The sequence below is a fragment of the Flavobacterium humidisoli genome (assembly GCF_023272795.1).
Classification (GTDB): domain Bacteria; phylum Bacteroidota; class Bacteroidia; order Flavobacteriales; family Flavobacteriaceae; genus Flavobacterium; species Flavobacterium humidisoli.
Genome location: NZ_CP096829.1, coordinates 3,289,769 through 3,304,266, shown reverse-complemented (window position 1 = coordinate 3,304,266; position 14,498 = coordinate 3,289,769). Strand labels below are relative to the sequence as shown.

The window sequence follows — 14,498 nt, the reverse complement described above, 5'->3', positions numbered from 1 at the left end:
ATGCCAAAATCACTCCTACAATTCTTACCTTTGCTAGTAAACCTGTCTTTATGATCGATAAGATTTCAAAATTTACAAACAGCACTTCCTTTTTCAATGCTTCTAAAGTAACTATTGCTTCTGTTGTTCCTGTTTTAGTTTTAAATTTTTTAGGCCATTTTGAAATTGGGTTCACCATCGCACTTGGAGCTTTTTACACCTATCCCAGCGATATCCCGAGTTCTCTTAGCCATAAAATAAAAGGATTAATTGCTGCTTCATTTATTGTTTCAGGTGTTAATCTGCTGGTAAATCTCGTCTATCCATATCCTTTTCTTTTTTATATATTTTTAGGATTTCTATTGTTTTTATGCTCTATGATTTCGGTTTACGGGCAGCGAGCAACTTTGATTTCTTTCTCAGCTTTATTGTCGATTTCTCTTTCTTTTGGACATTTACATGAAGGCTGGGAAGCTTTTGAATATTCTGGCTTTATTTTTATCGGAGGAATTCTGTATTTGGTAGTATCTCTTGTTTTTCATTTTGTACAGCCCTATAAATATGTAGAATTACAAATTACCGAAGGAATAAAACTAACTGCTAAATATCTAAAACTAAGAGGTGATTTATGGAGCCCTGAAGCCAATAGAAAAGCAATTATCGAGAAACAGCTGGCTGTACAGGTAGAGTTGAATCTTATTCATGAAGATTTAAGAAAAATGCTGATCGGAAACCAGAATGCGTCCGGAATTACGAGCCAGAATCGAAAAATGCTTTTAGTTTTTATTACTTTAGTAGAAATTCAAGAATTGGCGCTGTACACTTCTTTCGACCATAGTAAACTTCATGAAAAATTCGCCAAACATCCCGATGTTTTAAGAACGTATCAAAATGTTGCGTATAAACTGGCTTCAACTCTCAAGAAGCTTTCAAAAAATGTGCGCCATATTAGTGTTTATGTTGATAAACATGATTTGAAAAACGAATTGGATGCGCTCGAATTTGCCATTTTTGATTATGAAAAAACATTAGGAAAAGAAGCAGCGGCAGAAGGTGTTTTAATGCTTACTAATATGCTGAATTATGCTAAAAATCAGGTTGGCAAAATCAAAACCATTCAGCGCGCACTTTCTCTGGCCATGCAGTCTTATAAACTAAAAGACAAAGACAAGGAACTTGAAAAATTCCTTACACCCCAATATTATCCGTTACGAACTTTAATCGAAAATTTGAGTTATTCTTCTTCGATTTTCAGACATTCGATACGATTAACCATTACTATTTTAATTGGTTTCTTTCTCGGACAAGTGCTCCCATTTCAAAACGTATATTGGATTCTGCTTACGATTGTAGTTATCATGCGTCCTGGTTATGGATTAACAAAAGAACGATCTTACAACAGGATGTTCGGAACTGTTTTGGGAGGATTTATAGCTTTCGGAATTGTATCGGTTATCCAGAATCACGTAGCATTAAGCATTTTTTCTATTGTATGTATGCTTTTGGGAATTTCATTTACCCAAATCAACTATAAGATAAGTGCGACATTTGTTACGATGTATGTTGTTTTTATTTACGGAATTCTTACCCCAGATATCAATGAGGTAATCCAATACAGAATACTAGATTCGCTTGCTGGAGCTATTTTAGCATTTATTGCCAATCAGTTTTTATGGCCTGCGTGGGAATTTATCAATACGCCAATTCATATCGAAAACACGATTCGAGCCAACAGGAATTACCTCAAAGAAATTGCTGATTTTTATAATAAAAAAGGAGAAGTTCCTACTTCTTATCGTCTTGCAAGAAAAAATGCCTTTGTTGAAATAGGAAATTTAATGACTTCTTTCCAGCGCATGATGCAAGAGCCAAAATCAAAACAGAAGACAATGCCTTTGGTTAACAAATTGGTGGTTTTAAACCACTCTTTATTATCTGCTTTGGCTTCATTGTCGACTTATATTCAGTCACACCAAACCACTTCTGCATCAGATTCTTTTAATTATATCATCAAAACAATTTTAGCCAATCTTGATCATTCTATTTCTGTTTTAAGAAATGAAGTTATTATAAAGGATACTTTTTTTGAAAAAGAAGATGTGACTTTGCAATTTGAAGAATTAAAACGAAAACATTTTACGCGCTTAGCTGAAGATGATGATTTAGACAAAGAAACACGTCAGGCTAAAATGCAGGAAGCACAAATGGTAATTGAACAATTGATCTGGATGAGTAATCTGGCAGAAAAAATTCTAAAAAACACAACCGACCTAAAAAAAACAAATCCAGATTAATTCATCTGGATTTGTTTTTTCTTTCAAATAAGGAGAAAGCTTAATTTAATTTTAAAACCTCTGCTGTTTGTTTTCTAAGCTCTTGCAAAAGCTCTGGTTTATCATTTAAAGTCTGACCGTACGAAGGAATCATTGTTTTTAATTTTGATTGCCATTCTGGTGTTTTAATTTGATGGGAAAAACATCTGCTGATCAAATCAACCATAATTGCTACAGCTGTAGAAGCACCTGGAGATGCGCCCAATAAAACCGCCAATGTTCCGTCATGAGTATTGATTACTTCTGTACCAAATTCTAAAACTCCGCCATCTTTTTCATCTTTTTTGATAACCTGAACACGCTGTCCTGCTTTTTCCAATTTCCAATCTTTTGAACGGGCTGTTGGAAGATATTCGCGTAAAGCTTTCATTCTATCTTTTGGAGACTGGCGCACTTGCTCGATCAAATATTTCGTTAATGGAATATTGTGATATCCTGCAGCCAGCATAGGAATTAAATTATTAGGCTTAATAGATAATGGCAAATCTAAATAAGAACCATTTTTAAGAAAACGAGTTGAAAACCCAGCAAATGGACCAAAAAGAAGTGCTTTTTCTCCATCAATTACACGAGTATCAATATGCGGAACAGACATTGGAGGAGCTCCAACACTTGCTTTTCCGTATACTTTTGCTTGATGCTTAGCAATTACCTCTGGATTTGTACATTTTAGCCATTGTCCGCTTACAGGGAAACCCCCATATCCATTTCCTTCAGGAACATTTGCTTTTTCTAATAAAGGAAGAGAGCCTCCTCCTGCACCAATAAATACAAATTTAGTGTATGCTTTACGAGTTTTTCCTGTAGATAGATCTTTAATTTTTATTCTCCAAGATTTATCTTCACGCTGTTTTAATTTTTTAACCTCATGATTAAAATACAAAGAAACACCGTCTAATTTTTCTAAGTAGTTGAACATACTTCTTGTTAAAGCACCAAAGTTAACATCGGTACCAATTTCCATATGTGTTGCTGCCAATTTTTCATCAGCAGTTCTGCCTTCCATTACCAATGGCATCCATTTCTGAAGTTGCTCAAAATCGGTACTGAAAGTCATATCAGAGAAAATTGGATTGCTTTGAAGCGCCTCAAATCTCTTTTTTAAATAATCTACGTTTTTATCTCCCCACACAAAACTCATATGAGGTACGCTTTTAATAAAATTATCCGGAGACGGCACTTTATTTTGCTGCACTAAGTAAGACCAAAACTGTCGAGAAATCTCAAATGATTCTGCGATGCTTATTGCTTTTTTAGGATCGATGCTACCGTCTGCCTTTTCTGGAGTATAATTTAATTCACAAAAAGCAGAGTGTCCCGTTCCTGCATTATTCCAAGCATCAGAACTTTCAGCTGCGGCAACATCTAATCTTTCGTAAATTTCAATTTTTATATCTGGTTGTAATTCTTTCAAAATTACTCCAAGAGTGGCACTCATTATTCCAGCGCCAATGAGTACTACATCACTATTTGAACGTATGGTTTCGTCAGGCATAACAGTATTTTTATTTAAAGTGCAAAGGTACTTTTTTAATTGCAAAAAAAAACTAATTTTTAGATGATAAAAGTTAGGATTTTCTAAAAACCATTAAATTATAAATAAAAAATACGGCGAACAGCGTTATTTTTTTGCGGAAAGATAATCTTGAAGTAGAATTGTAGCAGAAATTTCATCTATCAAACTTTTGTTTTGGCGTTGCTTTTTACTTAAACCGCTGTCGATCATGGTTTGAAATGCCATTTTTGAAGTAAAACGCTCATCAACACGAATTACTTTCATCTCTGGGAAAATATTCGAAAAATGGGTTGCAAAACCATTAATTACAGAAGCACTTTCAGACGGAAGACCGTTCATTTGTTTAGGCTCACCAATCAAAACCGCTTCGACTTTTTCTTTTGCAAAATAATCCTTCAAAAAGTCAATCAAGGTATGAGTCGGTATTGTAGTTAAGCCCGAAGCAATAATCTGCATTTCGTCTGTAACCGCAATTCCTGTGCGTTTTTGTCCGTAATCTATTGAAAGGATTCTTGGCATGGTTTTAATTTTTAGCAAAAGTAAAAGAAAAAGCTTTATTTTTTAAAGAGTTTCTCTATACTTTATAAATCCAAAGATATAAACATTATCCTCTTTAATATCAACTTCATAAACACAAACATATCCTTTAAAAACATAATCCCTAATATTTTCATCGTCAAAATATTTTGATTTTTTAAAGAGAAAAGGATGTTTTAAATCTTTTTTAATATTTCTAAGTAAATCTTTCCTAAACTTTAACGCTGCTCTAGGTTTATCTTTATAAATATAACGAACTTGTTCCTTTAATAATTCCAAAAATTCATTCGAAATTTTAATTGTCATATTCCGAAAATGTATTATCTAAAATTGAATCTACTTCATCTACTGAATACAATTTTTCATTACCACTTTTTAATTTAGCATAAGCTGCACGCACCTTTCTTTTATCATTTTCAAAATCAGAATCTTCTTCAATAATTGTCAATTCACTAGGAGAAAATTCACTTAACAACTTAAGTACTTTCTCTCTGATTTCTGGTTGAAATTCTAATCTAATCGCTTCCATAATACTTTCGTTTTACAATACAAATATAAACCTTTTAAATTCATGTTTTTTAAATTAAACTTAAAACAAAAAGCCGCCTCGAAAACTCAAGACGGACTTTTATCCAAATATTCAAACCTAAAAAATAACTCAATTTATCTTCCGAACAATCGGCCGAAAAAACCTCTATGTTCTTCTTCCTCTCCTGCATCCTCTTCTTCACTGTAATTAGCAAACTTAGATTGTGACTTTTCGTGTTCGTAAATCAGCTCCTTGATATACTCAACATACGTTCTCTTTTTCTCCTCTAAGAAACCTATTAAATACTTTTCGCTAAATTCAACTCCGCTTGCAGCTTCAATCTGCAATAACTTTTTGTAAAGAGGTTCAATATGCATCGCAATAACTTCCTGCGGTACAGCTTGTCTTCTTCCGAAATAATTTACAATAACGTCGTTTTCGTCGCGGGCGATTTCAAAATCGGTAATTACCCAATAGTATCTTCCAGACTTTGCAAGGTTTTTTACAATAGCGTGAAAGTTTTTCCCGTTTTTAAGATTTTCCCAAAGCACTTTAAAGATTACTTTTGGCATATCCGGGTGACGTATGATATTATGAGGTTGCCCCATTAATTCATAGTCTTCGTAGCCACATACATCTACAAACACTTCGTTGGCATATTCGATAATACCATAAGCATTTGTTTTACTCATAATAACCTGAGTCTTATCCCAGCTTACTTCTTTGTCAATGATTACTCTGTTTTGAAGGTGATTTTCTTGATTCATATTTTACTGCTTATATGATTTATTTATGGAATGGAATTGTTGATCAACACTGCGAAATTAAAGCGAAGAAAAAGCAGAAACCCTGACTTTTGTCATATTTTGATATAAAAAAAACTTCTAGCGGTAGCGGTATTAGTAAAAAATACATGTCGTTTCATTAACCTTACAAATAAGAAACAAAAAGTTAAATCTGTAACATTTTCAAACCGTTTTACTTTTTTGCATTTCTACAAATACCTTATCTTTGCCAAAAAATTAAACGTATGAATTCTTTACAGACTATAATTGAACAAGCTTGGGAAAATAGAGCTTTATTACAAGAAACCGCCACAACTGATGCTATTAGAGAAGTTATCGAATTAGTAGACGCTGGAAAATTACGTGTTGCTGAACCAGTTGGTGACAAATGGCAGGTAAACGAATGGGTTAAGAAAGCCGTTGTAATGTATTTCCCGATTCAAAAAATGGAAACATGGGAATCTGGTATTTTTGAGTACCACGACAAAATGTTGCTAAAAAGAAATTATGCTGAAAAAGGAATTCGTGTGGTACCAAACGCGGTTGCTCGTTATGGAGCTTACATCTCAAGCGGTGTAATCTTAATGCCAAGTTACGTAAACATTGGTGCTTATGTAGACGAAGGAACAATGGTTGATACTTGGGCAACTGTAGGAAGCTGTGCTCAAATTGGTAAAAACGTACACTTAAGTGGTGGTGTTGGTATTGGTGGTGTTCTTGAACCATTACAAGCTGCTCCAGTTATTATCGAAGACGGTGCTTTTATCGGTTCTCGTTGTATCGTTGTTGAAGGTGTTCACGTTGGTAAAGAAGCAGTTCTTGGAGCTAACGTATGTTTGACAGCATCTACAAAAATTATCGATGTTACAGGTGATGAGCCAGTTGAAATGAAAGGTTATGTACCTGCTCGTTCTGTAGTAATCCCAGGAAGCTACACTAAAAAATTCGCTGCAGGAGAATTTCAAGTTCCTTGCGCTTTAATTATTGGTACTCGTAAGCCATCTACAGATTTAAAAACTTCTTTAAACAATGCACTTCGTGAATACGATGTTGCGGTATAAGCTTTAAAAGGTCTAAATACTTAAAATCCAAATTCCAATTGATTATTACTGGAATTTGGATTTTTTTTTATTATTTATTTTTTTGAAGTTTAATAAGTTTAGCATATTTCATATAAGAGAAAAAAGCCTGAATCATTGCGATTGTCAATCCGTCCAGACCGTTGAAGATTCCTTTTTTAAAGAAATAGCATCGAACAAAAGCTACAGTTCCGTTCAAAACAGGTTTAAAGGCATTAATTCGCTTTCCTTGATCATATAATTGCTGCGCATGCCATCCAGAATATTGATTCTTTTTAGCAATAATCTGATCGAGAGAATCCCAGCCATAATGTAAAATGTGTACGGCAACCTTTTTCTCGTTTTGTGCTACAATTTTCTGATGTACCTTAGAATCTGAAGGATGAGCAGTCTGTTTATTAAAAAAACGAACTTTATGATCTGGATACCATCCTGAAAAATCAATTAATTTATCGGCCAAAAAGTTTTTTACTCTAAAACTCATAGCATCGTAATTTCCTTCCAAATATTTTTTCTTTAGAATAAAATCTTCAGCATCTTTATCTAAAAATTCATCTGCATCAAGATTTAAAATCCAGTCGTTTTTACAAAAAGGCAAACCATACGTACGCTGCGGGCCATCTCCTAAAAATGCCTGCTGAACAACTTGGGCTCCTTTTTCTTTAGCTATTTCCACTGTACGATCTTTACTAAAAGAGTCTACAATAATAACTTCATCACAAACTTTAAATAAGGCATCTATACATTTCCCAATGTTTTTTTCTTCATTGAAAGTAATAACCAAACCGCTAATTCCCATTATAATTTTTAATTTGTTGACCACAAAAATATAACTTTTTAATTTAGTTTAATCTTATTACCGTCATCACTTGTGCACTTCATAAAATAGTTTGTACTTTAGCTTTCAAATTGAATAAAAAACTAGATGAAAATATTAGTTATCCAACAAAAAAGAATTGGAGACGTTTTAACAAGCACAATTATTTGTAATAACTTGAAAAGCAAGTTTCCTGACTCTACAATTGACTATATGTGTTATCCAAATTCGATTGATGTTCTAAAAGAAAATCCGAATATCGATAACATTATTCCGGTGACTAATAAAATCCGAAAATCGACTTTTGGATTCATCAAATTCATTTTTGAGATTCGAAGAAAAAAATATGATGCCGTAATAGACGTTTACAGCAAATTAGGAACTAGCTTAATTACGTTTTTTTCTGGAGCAAAATATAAAGTTTCGTATCATAAATGGTATTCTAATATCTTTTACAATTATAGTTACGAACGTTTTGATGCCATAAAATCAGAATATGGCTTGGCCATTGAAAACAGGTTATTGCTCCTTAAACCTTTTTTTACTGAAAAGATAACGAATGTAAAACCAAAAATCTTTTTAAAAGAATCTGAAATTGCAGAAGCAAAAAGCATTTTAAACAGCTACAATATTGATCCTCAAAAACCTCTAATTATGTTCGGAATTTTAGGAAGTGAGCACTACAAAACCTATCCGCTTGACGGAATGGCAAAAATTATTGATTTTACTGTAGCAAAAACAAACGCTACTATTCTCTTTAATTATATTCCGAACCAGAAAGAGGAAGCTTTGGAGGTTTATAACCATTGTTCTGAAGAAACAAAAAAGCATATTGTTTTCGATTTGTACGCTACAGATTTACGTCAGTTTTTAGCAATACTTTCTCAATGCGAAATGTTAATAGGCAACGAGGGAGGAGCTGTAAATATGGCCAAAGCACTAGAAATACCAACTTTCTCTATTTTCACTCCTTCTGTTAGAAAAGAAACTTGGCAGTTGTTTGAGAATGAAGCAAAAAATGCTTCAATTCATTTAAAGGACTTAAAACCTGAGATTTACGAGAAGCACACCGAACAATACATAAAAGAACACACTTTTGAATATTATGCTGAATATCCGTTGGAACTTATGCTTAAAAAATTAGAGACTTATTTTCAGGAGTATAAAAATTGAAAAAGCAAAGCATCACCAATGAATAATGAAAAGCAAAAATTATCAGTATTGATTATTACGCTTAATGAAGAACATCATATAAAATCACTTCTTGAAGACATTGATTTTGCAGATGAAATAATTGTTGTTGATTCTTACAGTACCGATAAAACGGTACCTATTGTCGAGTCTTTTAAAAACGTAAAATTAATTCAGAATCCATTTATTGATTATACCTCTCAACGAAATTTTGCCTTAGATCAAGCCAAAAACTCGTGGATCTTATTTATTGATGCTGACGAAAGATTAACACCCGATTTAAAATCTGAAATCGTTACTGCAATTAATTCTGAAAACGCAGCAAGCGCTTATTTTATCTATCGTATTTTTATGTTTAAGGAGCGTCAGCTAAACTTCAGCGGCTGGCAAACCGACAAGATTTTTAGGCTTTTTAACAAATCAAAATGCAGGTATAACGAAGAAAGAACCGTTCACGAAAAACTGATTGTAAACGGACCAATCTCTACTTTAAAAAATAAAATTATACATTTCTCTTACTCTTCTTATGAGGATTATAAATCGAAAATGTACAATTATGGAATTCTTAAAGCCAATGAAAAATTTGCTAAAGGGATAAAACCTTATTTCCTATTGCTATTTCTTCATCCTCTATACACTTTTTTGTACCAATTTATAATCCGATTTGGTTTTCTGGACGGAGGAAAAGGTGTAACAATCTGTTATCTGAATGCGTACAGCGTTTTTGTTCGCTATAAAGAACTAAGAAGAATTACTTCTTCCAGAATTTAAGTTTCTTTTTCAGGCGTTTTTTTCGATAAAACTTCTCTTGAAAATCTGAAGTATCTTTCCATAAAGTATTGAAAATCTTCTCTTCAGGTTCGTTATAATATTTAGCATATTCGTTACTCATTGTCGCTACCATTTCTTTTAATGGAGTCAAACGGCATAAGTTTTTCATACGCGTTTCAAAAGACATTTCATTGTGAAATTCCATTCTGTTCAAATCGACCAGAAAGAAATCATAATTTCCGTTGGCATTCTTTTTTATTAAAGTATTTCCTGGCGAATGATCTAAAAATTCGATTCCTTTTTCATGAAGATCAAAACTGAATTTGGTAAATTGTCTTAGAATATTATCACGATCTGGATAATCAGGCACTTCTACAAGCTCCCTATAGGTCAAGTCACACAAAAGATGCTCACTTACATAATAACTATTTTCTAAACCTAATAAAGACGAAAATTCTACAAATGCGATAGGTTCTGGTGTTCCAATACCTAATTCCATAAGCTTATTTGCATATTCGAAAGATCTTTTAGCTTTTGATTTTCTAAAATATTTATATGCTATTTTATTAATAAAATGAGGAATCTTGAAAGATTTCACATTTACAATCTTCCCATTTAGATCAAATAATTTTATTTTATTTCGATCTCCATTTCCAAAAAGTTCACCAGAAGAGTCAAAACTGCTGATAATTTGTTGTATTGAGTTTTCTTCGGACTTAAATTTTTTACTTATTTCAAATGACATAATGGGTCTCTATACTTTTAAAATTCAAAAATAGCTAAATGCTTTCATAGAAATAAAAAAAGGGAAGAATATTTTTAAAAAGTAGTCCTTTTCTTATATATTTGCGAAAATTTAAAATAATGAAAATATTAAATGTTACCTCGATGAGTGAGTTTCGAGGCGGCGATTCGCAAATGTATACAATCTACAAACTATTAGCTGATAAAACTGATCTAAAACAATATATTTTATGTCCAGATAATGCTGTTTTAGCGGCCATCTGCAAAAATGACAATGCTATTTTTTTTACTTATAAAACAAATCGATTCAAATTATTTAGTCTTATTTTAGCTATCATTAAGATTTGCAAAAAAGAATCAATAACCGTATTGCATATACATGATTCCTCTTCGTTAACTGCTGCGCTTATTGCTTTAAAATTTTTAAATAAATCAATTACTTTAATATTTAGCAGAAAAAGAAACAATAAAATTAAAGACAAATTTTTAAACAGATATAAATATTCACACTCTAGAATTCATAAAATTATATGTGTTTCTAAGGCTGTTGAAGCTATTTTCGAAAAAATTGTAGACAAAAGCCGTCTTATAACAATTTATGACGCTATCGATGTTGAAAAATTTGCTCAACAAACCAATCAAAATCTTCTTCATAAAGAATTTAATTTTGCCCCAGAAACCAAAATAGTGGGAAATATAGCCGCTCTTACAAGTCAAAAAGACATACACACTTTTATAGACACCGCTAAATTAATTAAGCTAAAAACCAATACTTCTGATTCCATAAAATTCATTGTAATCGGAGATGGCCCTCTTAAAGAAGAGCTACTAAATTATGCTATCACAAATGATTTAGAGCATGATTTATTTTTTACTGGATATCGTAATACTGCCGATTTACTTCCAGAATTTAATGTTTTTCTATTAACTTCTATAACTGAAGGGCTTCCATTAACAATTTATGAAGCTTTTGCCTGTAAAATTCCTGTTGTATGCACTAAAGCCGGTGGAACACCAGAAGTTATTACAAACGGAGAAACGGGATTTCTAGCCGATTTAAAAGACACCGAAACGTTATCTAATAGCGTACTAAAAATTATAAACAACATAGCTTTACAGGAAAAAATAAAAACTAATGCTTTTCAGCTCGTTAATCAAAATCATAATCTCAGTATATTGCAAAAAAACTATTATGATTTTTACAAAAGCTTAAATTAATATTGATCTAAAATTGGTTTCCAGAACTTATTCACTTTAGGTTTGTTAATGGCATGGCAACCAAAAGGAAGCTTATTTCCTGCTATTTTCATAGCAATTTCTGGTTTTCTATCTATAGCAAAAAGTACACCTTCTTTATAATCTGGAATTCTAAAATTTGAATCAAATTCGGGAGCCTTTAAAGACCAAAAAACGTCCTCTGTAGCATAAATTGGCTTTTTATCTGCTTTTAAAAAGTCTGATATAAATTGACTTTTTTCTTTTGCAATAGCAAAATGCGAAGCCACTTTACGCAATGAAAATCCGCCATTACCAACTTTATAAAAAATCTGTTCGCGCTCTTTTTTCTTTGCCGATCTGAAATTTTTAGTAATTGCGTTCAATATTTTCTTTCCGAAAGTATCTACAGGAGTTGCAATCCAAGGAGCACCAATATAATCGTAACCTTTCTGGCACCATTCTGCTAATTCATTTCTAAAAACGAATGCATCGAGCTGATAAATCAACATATATTCTGAGTCTAAAAAAGGCTCGTAAAATTCTGGCAATAGCAAAAGCTCATTATAACCATCTATAGTAGCAAAATGATGTTTAGAAAAACTTTTGAAAGTTAAATTCTTGCATTTTTCAGTCAAATAAGAACAATTTAACCCTTCTGGATGCACAATTACAATTTCATAATCTTTTAAGATTCTGCAGCCTTGCAAAAATGATTTTTCTTCTAATTCTCCAAAATATTCCTTGTATACAGGAATAACTACTTTTGCTAATACTTTATTCATACGGTTTTTGGTGAAAGCAAAACTGCTTACAATTTGGATTTTTTGCTATTTGGACATTCTAACTTTAACAGCAAAAATAATCTTATAAATTACAAAAACTTAATTATTGCAAAGTAAATTTGATTTTTTTACCAAATAAAAAAATTAATTTTGCACTTTACATATTCCATTTATAATGAACGAAGAAATAATCAACGCATACGAAGTAATTAAGGAAGGCGGCATCATTTTGTATCCAACAGATACAGTTTGGGGAATTGGCTGCGACGCTACGAACCCAGAAGCTGTTGCTAAAATCTATAAATTAAAACAGCGTGCAGAAACACAAAGCATGATTGTTTTAATGAATGGCGAAAAGATGTTGTATAATGTATTTAAAGACATTCCTGAAGTTGCATGGCAAATCTGGGATTTATCGGAGAAACCAACTACTTTAATTCTTGATGATGCCAGAAACGTTGCTTCAAATATTATTGCTGCAGATAAATCACTAGGTGTTAGATTGGTAAAAGAACCTTTCTGCTACAAATTGATGGAGAGAATGAAAAAACCTTTGGTTTCTACTTCTGCTAATATTTCTGGACAACCAACACCAATAGCTTTTAAGGACATTAGTCCAGAAATTATTAACGGTGTTGATTATGTTGTAAAATTAAACCAAGACAAAATAAACGGGAAATCGTCTACGATAATTAAACTAACCAAAGATTCTCAGGTAAAAGTAATTCGCAAATAGTTTTTTGTTTCAAGTTTCAGGTTTCAAGTTTCAGGTTTCAAGTTTCAGGTTTCAAGTTTTTGAAAAAACTTTGAGTGTAGTTTTTACCGAAAAGGCCGCAAAAAAGTTATTATTGAGAATCTGAATAGAGTTTAAAAAAGTTCGCAAAGCTTTATCAAAACAAGCTTTGCGAACTTTTCCATTTTAATGGCTCTAAAAAATCTTAGTGACCTTTGCGTAATTCTTAGCTCACTCCGCGAAAAGAAACTTAGAATCTCAGAACCTTAACATCTTAGCAACTTATACCGTTTTCAAACTCTCAATCAACCAATCGATATCTTCTTTGGTATTATAATGACTAAATGAAATTCGGAGATTTGGCAATTTTAAATCGGTCTCCGAAAGCATTTCGTTTAAAACGTGCGAAGGTTTAATACTTCCAGACTGGCAAGCGCTTCCTCTAGACACTGCAATTCCTTTCATATCTAAACTAAAAAGTAGCATCGAAGTTTTATCTGATGAAAAAGGCAGAATGATATTGATAATATTATAGAAATCTTCTTTTTTTCCGTTAATCCTAAAATTTGGAAAATGAATTTCTAATTGTTCTATTAGATAATTTTTTAAACCTAAAATATAAAGCCTTTCTTCTTCTAATTTTTCATACGAAATAGACAAAGCTTTTGCCATTCCAGCAATTTGATGTACCGCTTCGGTTCCTGCACGAAGACCTTTTTCTTGTTCTCCTCCAAAAAGTAAAGGCTGTAAACCAGAATTTTTTCGAATAAAAGCAAATCCGATGCCTTTTGGCCCATGAAACTTATGTGCACTCGCCAAAATAAAATCAATAGGAGTCTTTTGCAGATCGATTTCCGTTTTCCCAATAGACTGAACTGTATCTGAATGAAATAAAGCGCTATACTGCTTGCAAATCAAACTTACACGATCTAAATCTAAAATTGTCCCCGTTTCGTTATTGACATGCATTAAACTAACCAAAGTCTTTTTTTCTTCAGCCAATAAATTAGACAAATGTGTAAGGTCTAAACTACCGTCTGCATTTACCTTAACATAATCAACTTGAATATTGTATTCTTCCTGAAGCGCCCAAACAGTATGCAAAACAGCATGATGTTCAACTTTTGAAGTAATAATTCTCTCCACCTTCAAGTCTTCAACGGCAGAGCGCAAAATCCAGTTGTCGGCTTCAGTTCCGCCAGACGTAAAAATTATTTCTTGAGCAGTGCAATTTAAGTGTTTTGCTATGCTTTTTCTAGAAAGTTCTAATATGGTCTTACCGTTTCGACCGAAGCTGTGTGTAGACGATGGGTTTCCGTAATCCTCAAGCATTATTTTTGTCATTTCCTGAATTACTTCAGGACGCATGGCAGTTGTTGAGGCATTATCTAGATATACTTTTTTCATTGCTTCAAAGTTAAGAAATATCAATTGTCAAATCTTAAATATCATTTGGCAATTTTTTCACTATTTTTGACCCAAAT

Annotated in this window: 15 protein-coding genes; 6 read left to right on the top strand and 9 right to left on the bottom strand. The window is 32.5% G+C overall.

All coding sequences use genetic code 11. From position 1 onward, the window contains the following. Positions 1 to 50 precede the first annotated feature (50 nt). Positions 51 to 2,273, top strand: a complete 2,223-nt coding sequence (locus M0M44_RS14175; protein ID WP_248726238.1) for an FUSC family protein — start codon at positions 51 to 53, stop codon at positions 2,271 to 2,273. A 40-nt stretch (positions 2,274 to 2,313) separates the two neighbouring features. Here the strand turns inward: M0M44_RS14175 and M0M44_RS14170 are convergent, their stop codons facing one another. The 5 genes from M0M44_RS14170 to M0M44_RS14150 all read right to left on the bottom strand — a co-directional run bounded on the left by M0M44_RS14170 (position 2,314) and on the right by M0M44_RS14150 (position 5,661). Then, complete coding sequence (locus M0M44_RS14170; protein WP_248726237.1) at positions 2,314 to 3,807, bottom strand: malate:quinone oxidoreductase; 1,494 nt, start codon at positions 3,805 to 3,807, stop codon at positions 2,314 to 2,316. 126 nt (positions 3,808 to 3,933) lie between these two features. Next, positions 3,934 to 4,347, bottom strand: a complete 414-nt coding sequence (ruvX, locus tag M0M44_RS14165) for a Holliday junction resolvase RuvX (protein ID WP_248726236.1) — start codon at positions 4,345 to 4,347, stop codon at positions 3,934 to 3,936. Between the two features lie 42 nt (positions 4,348 to 4,389). After that, on the bottom strand, positions 4,390 to 4,671 hold the full coding sequence (locus tag M0M44_RS14160) for a type II toxin-antitoxin system RelE/ParE family toxin (protein WP_248726235.1): 282 nt from the start codon (positions 4,669 to 4,671) through the stop codon (positions 4,390 to 4,392). Beyond that, a complete protein-coding gene (locus M0M44_RS14155; RefSeq protein ID WP_248726234.1) occupies positions 4,661 to 4,894 on the bottom strand; it encodes a hypothetical protein in 234 nt (77 codons plus the stop codon). The genes M0M44_RS14160 and M0M44_RS14155 overlap by 11 nt, the downstream gene beginning before the upstream one ends. 134 nt (positions 4,895 to 5,028) lie before the next feature. Next, positions 5,029 to 5,661 (bottom strand): PAS domain-containing protein, encoded by a 633-nt coding sequence (locus M0M44_RS14150; RefSeq protein WP_198857137.1) that lies wholly within the window; start codon positions 5,659 to 5,661, stop codon positions 5,029 to 5,031. Between the two features lie 263 nt (positions 5,662 to 5,924). Between M0M44_RS14150 and M0M44_RS14145 the strand changes: the two genes are divergently transcribed. Beyond that, positions 5,925 to 6,740, top strand: coding sequence for a 2,3,4,5-tetrahydropyridine-2,6-dicarboxylate N-succinyltransferase (locus M0M44_RS14145; RefSeq protein WP_248726233.1), 816 nt, complete (start codon positions 5,925 to 5,927; stop codon positions 6,738 to 6,740). Positions 6,741 to 6,810: 70 nt separating this feature from the next. Here the strand turns inward: M0M44_RS14145 and M0M44_RS14140 are convergent, their stop codons facing one another. Further along, positions 6,811 to 7,557: a glycosyltransferase family 2 protein gene (locus tag M0M44_RS14140; protein ID WP_248730007.1), complete on the bottom strand. Its 747-nt coding sequence runs from the start codon at positions 7,555 to 7,557 to the stop codon at positions 6,811 to 6,813. A 126-nt stretch (positions 7,558 to 7,683) separates the two neighbouring features. Here M0M44_RS14140 and M0M44_RS14135 point away from each other — a divergent pair, with 126 nt between their 5' ends. Then, the gene (locus M0M44_RS14135) at positions 7,684 to 8,748 is read left to right on the top strand and encodes a glycosyltransferase family 9 protein (RefSeq protein WP_248726232.1); all 1,065 of its coding nucleotides are present in this window, start codon (positions 7,684 to 7,686) and stop codon (positions 8,746 to 8,748) included. A gap of 18 nt (positions 8,749 to 8,766) precedes the next feature. Then, positions 8,767 to 9,537: a glycosyltransferase family 2 protein gene (locus M0M44_RS14130; protein ID WP_248726231.1), complete on the top strand. Its 771-nt coding sequence runs from the start codon at positions 8,767 to 8,769 to the stop codon at positions 9,535 to 9,537. Here M0M44_RS14130 and M0M44_RS14125 read toward each other — a convergent pair. Beyond that, entirely contained in the window at positions 9,518 to 10,282 is a 765-nt protein-coding gene (locus M0M44_RS14125) for a Kdo domain containing protein (RefSeq protein ID WP_248726230.1), read from the bottom strand. The genes M0M44_RS14130 and M0M44_RS14125 overlap by 20 nt on opposite strands. Positions 10,283 to 10,401: 119 nt before the next feature. Here M0M44_RS14125 and M0M44_RS14120 point away from each other — a divergent pair, with 119 nt between their 5' ends. Next, positions 10,402 to 11,499, top strand: a complete 1,098-nt coding sequence (locus M0M44_RS14120; RefSeq protein ID WP_248726229.1) for a glycosyltransferase family 4 protein — start codon at positions 10,402 to 10,404, stop codon at positions 11,497 to 11,499. Here the strand turns inward: M0M44_RS14120 and M0M44_RS14115 are convergent. Beyond that, the gene (locus M0M44_RS14115) at positions 11,496 to 12,281 is read right to left on the bottom strand and encodes a DUF5672 family protein (RefSeq protein ID WP_248726228.1); all 786 of its coding nucleotides are present in this window, start codon (positions 12,279 to 12,281) and stop codon (positions 11,496 to 11,498) included. The two genes, M0M44_RS14120 and M0M44_RS14115, sit on opposite strands and share 4 nt — an antisense overlap. A gap of 175 nt (positions 12,282 to 12,456) precedes the next feature. Here M0M44_RS14115 and M0M44_RS14110 point away from each other — a divergent pair, with 175 nt between their 5' ends. Next, positions 12,457 to 13,017 (top strand): L-threonylcarbamoyladenylate synthase, encoded by a 561-nt coding sequence (locus M0M44_RS14110; RefSeq protein WP_248726227.1) that lies wholly within the window; start codon positions 12,457 to 12,459, stop codon positions 13,015 to 13,017. A 279-nt stretch (positions 13,018 to 13,296) separates the two neighbouring features. On the opposite strand, the gene M0M44_RS14105 is transcribed toward M0M44_RS14110, so the two are convergent. Continuing rightward, entirely contained in the window at positions 13,297 to 14,421 is a 1,125-nt protein-coding gene (locus M0M44_RS14105) for a cysteine desulfurase family protein (RefSeq protein WP_248726226.1), read from the bottom strand. Positions 14,422 to 14,498 lie beyond the last annotated feature (77 nt).

What these genes read in the sequence shown, in the direction of transcription:
- ruvX (WP_248726236.1), bottom strand. Translation starts at nt 4,347, where the DNA reads ATGCCAAGAATCCTTTCAATAGATTACGGACAAAAACGCACAGGAATT.
- M0M44_RS14130 (WP_248726231.1), top strand. Translation starts at nt 8,767, where the DNA reads ATGAATAATGAAAAGCAAAAATTATCAGTATTGATTATTACGCTTAAT.
- M0M44_RS14110 (WP_248726227.1), top strand. Translation starts at nt 12,457, where the DNA reads ATGAACGAAGAAATAATCAACGCATACGAAGTAATTAAGGAAGGCGGC.
- M0M44_RS14135 (WP_248726232.1), top strand. Translation starts at nt 7,684, where the DNA reads ATGAAAATATTAGTTATCCAACAAAAAAGAATTGGAGACGTTTTAACA.
- M0M44_RS14120 (WP_248726229.1), top strand. Translation starts at nt 10,402, where the DNA reads ATGAAAATATTAAATGTTACCTCGATGAGTGAGTTTCGAGGCGGCGAT.
- M0M44_RS14160 (WP_248726235.1), bottom strand. Translation starts at nt 4,671, where the DNA reads ATGACAATTAAAATTTCGAATGAATTTTTGGAATTATTAAAGGAACAA.
- M0M44_RS14105 (WP_248726226.1), bottom strand. Translation starts at nt 14,421, where the DNA reads ATGAAAAAAGTATATCTAGATAATGCCTCAACAACTGCCATGCGTCCT.
- M0M44_RS14150 (WP_198857137.1), bottom strand. Translation starts at nt 5,661, where the DNA reads ATGAATCAAGAAAATCACCTTCAAAACAGAGTAATCATTGACAAAGAA.
- M0M44_RS14155 (WP_248726234.1), bottom strand. Translation starts at nt 4,894, where the DNA reads ATGGAAGCGATTAGATTAGAATTTCAACCAGAAATCAGAGAGAAAGTA.
- M0M44_RS14145 (WP_248726233.1), top strand. Translation starts at nt 5,925, where the DNA reads ATGAATTCTTTACAGACTATAATTGAACAAGCTTGGGAAAATAGAGCT.
- M0M44_RS14170 (WP_248726237.1), bottom strand. Translation starts at nt 3,807, where the DNA reads ATGCCTGACGAAACCATACGTTCAAATAGTGATGTAGTACTCATTGGC.
- M0M44_RS14140 (WP_248730007.1), bottom strand. Translation starts at nt 7,557, where the DNA reads ATGGGAATTAGCGGTTTGGTTATTACTTTCAATGAAGAAAAAAACATT.
- M0M44_RS14115 (WP_248726228.1), bottom strand. Translation starts at nt 12,281, where the DNA reads ATGAATAAAGTATTAGCAAAAGTAGTTATTCCTGTATACAAGGAATAT.
- M0M44_RS14125 (WP_248726230.1), bottom strand. Translation starts at nt 10,282, where the DNA reads ATGTCATTTGAAATAAGTAAAAAATTTAAGTCCGAAGAAAACTCAATA.
- M0M44_RS14175 (WP_248726238.1), top strand. Translation starts at nt 51, where the DNA reads ATGATCGATAAGATTTCAAAATTTACAAACAGCACTTCCTTTTTCAAT.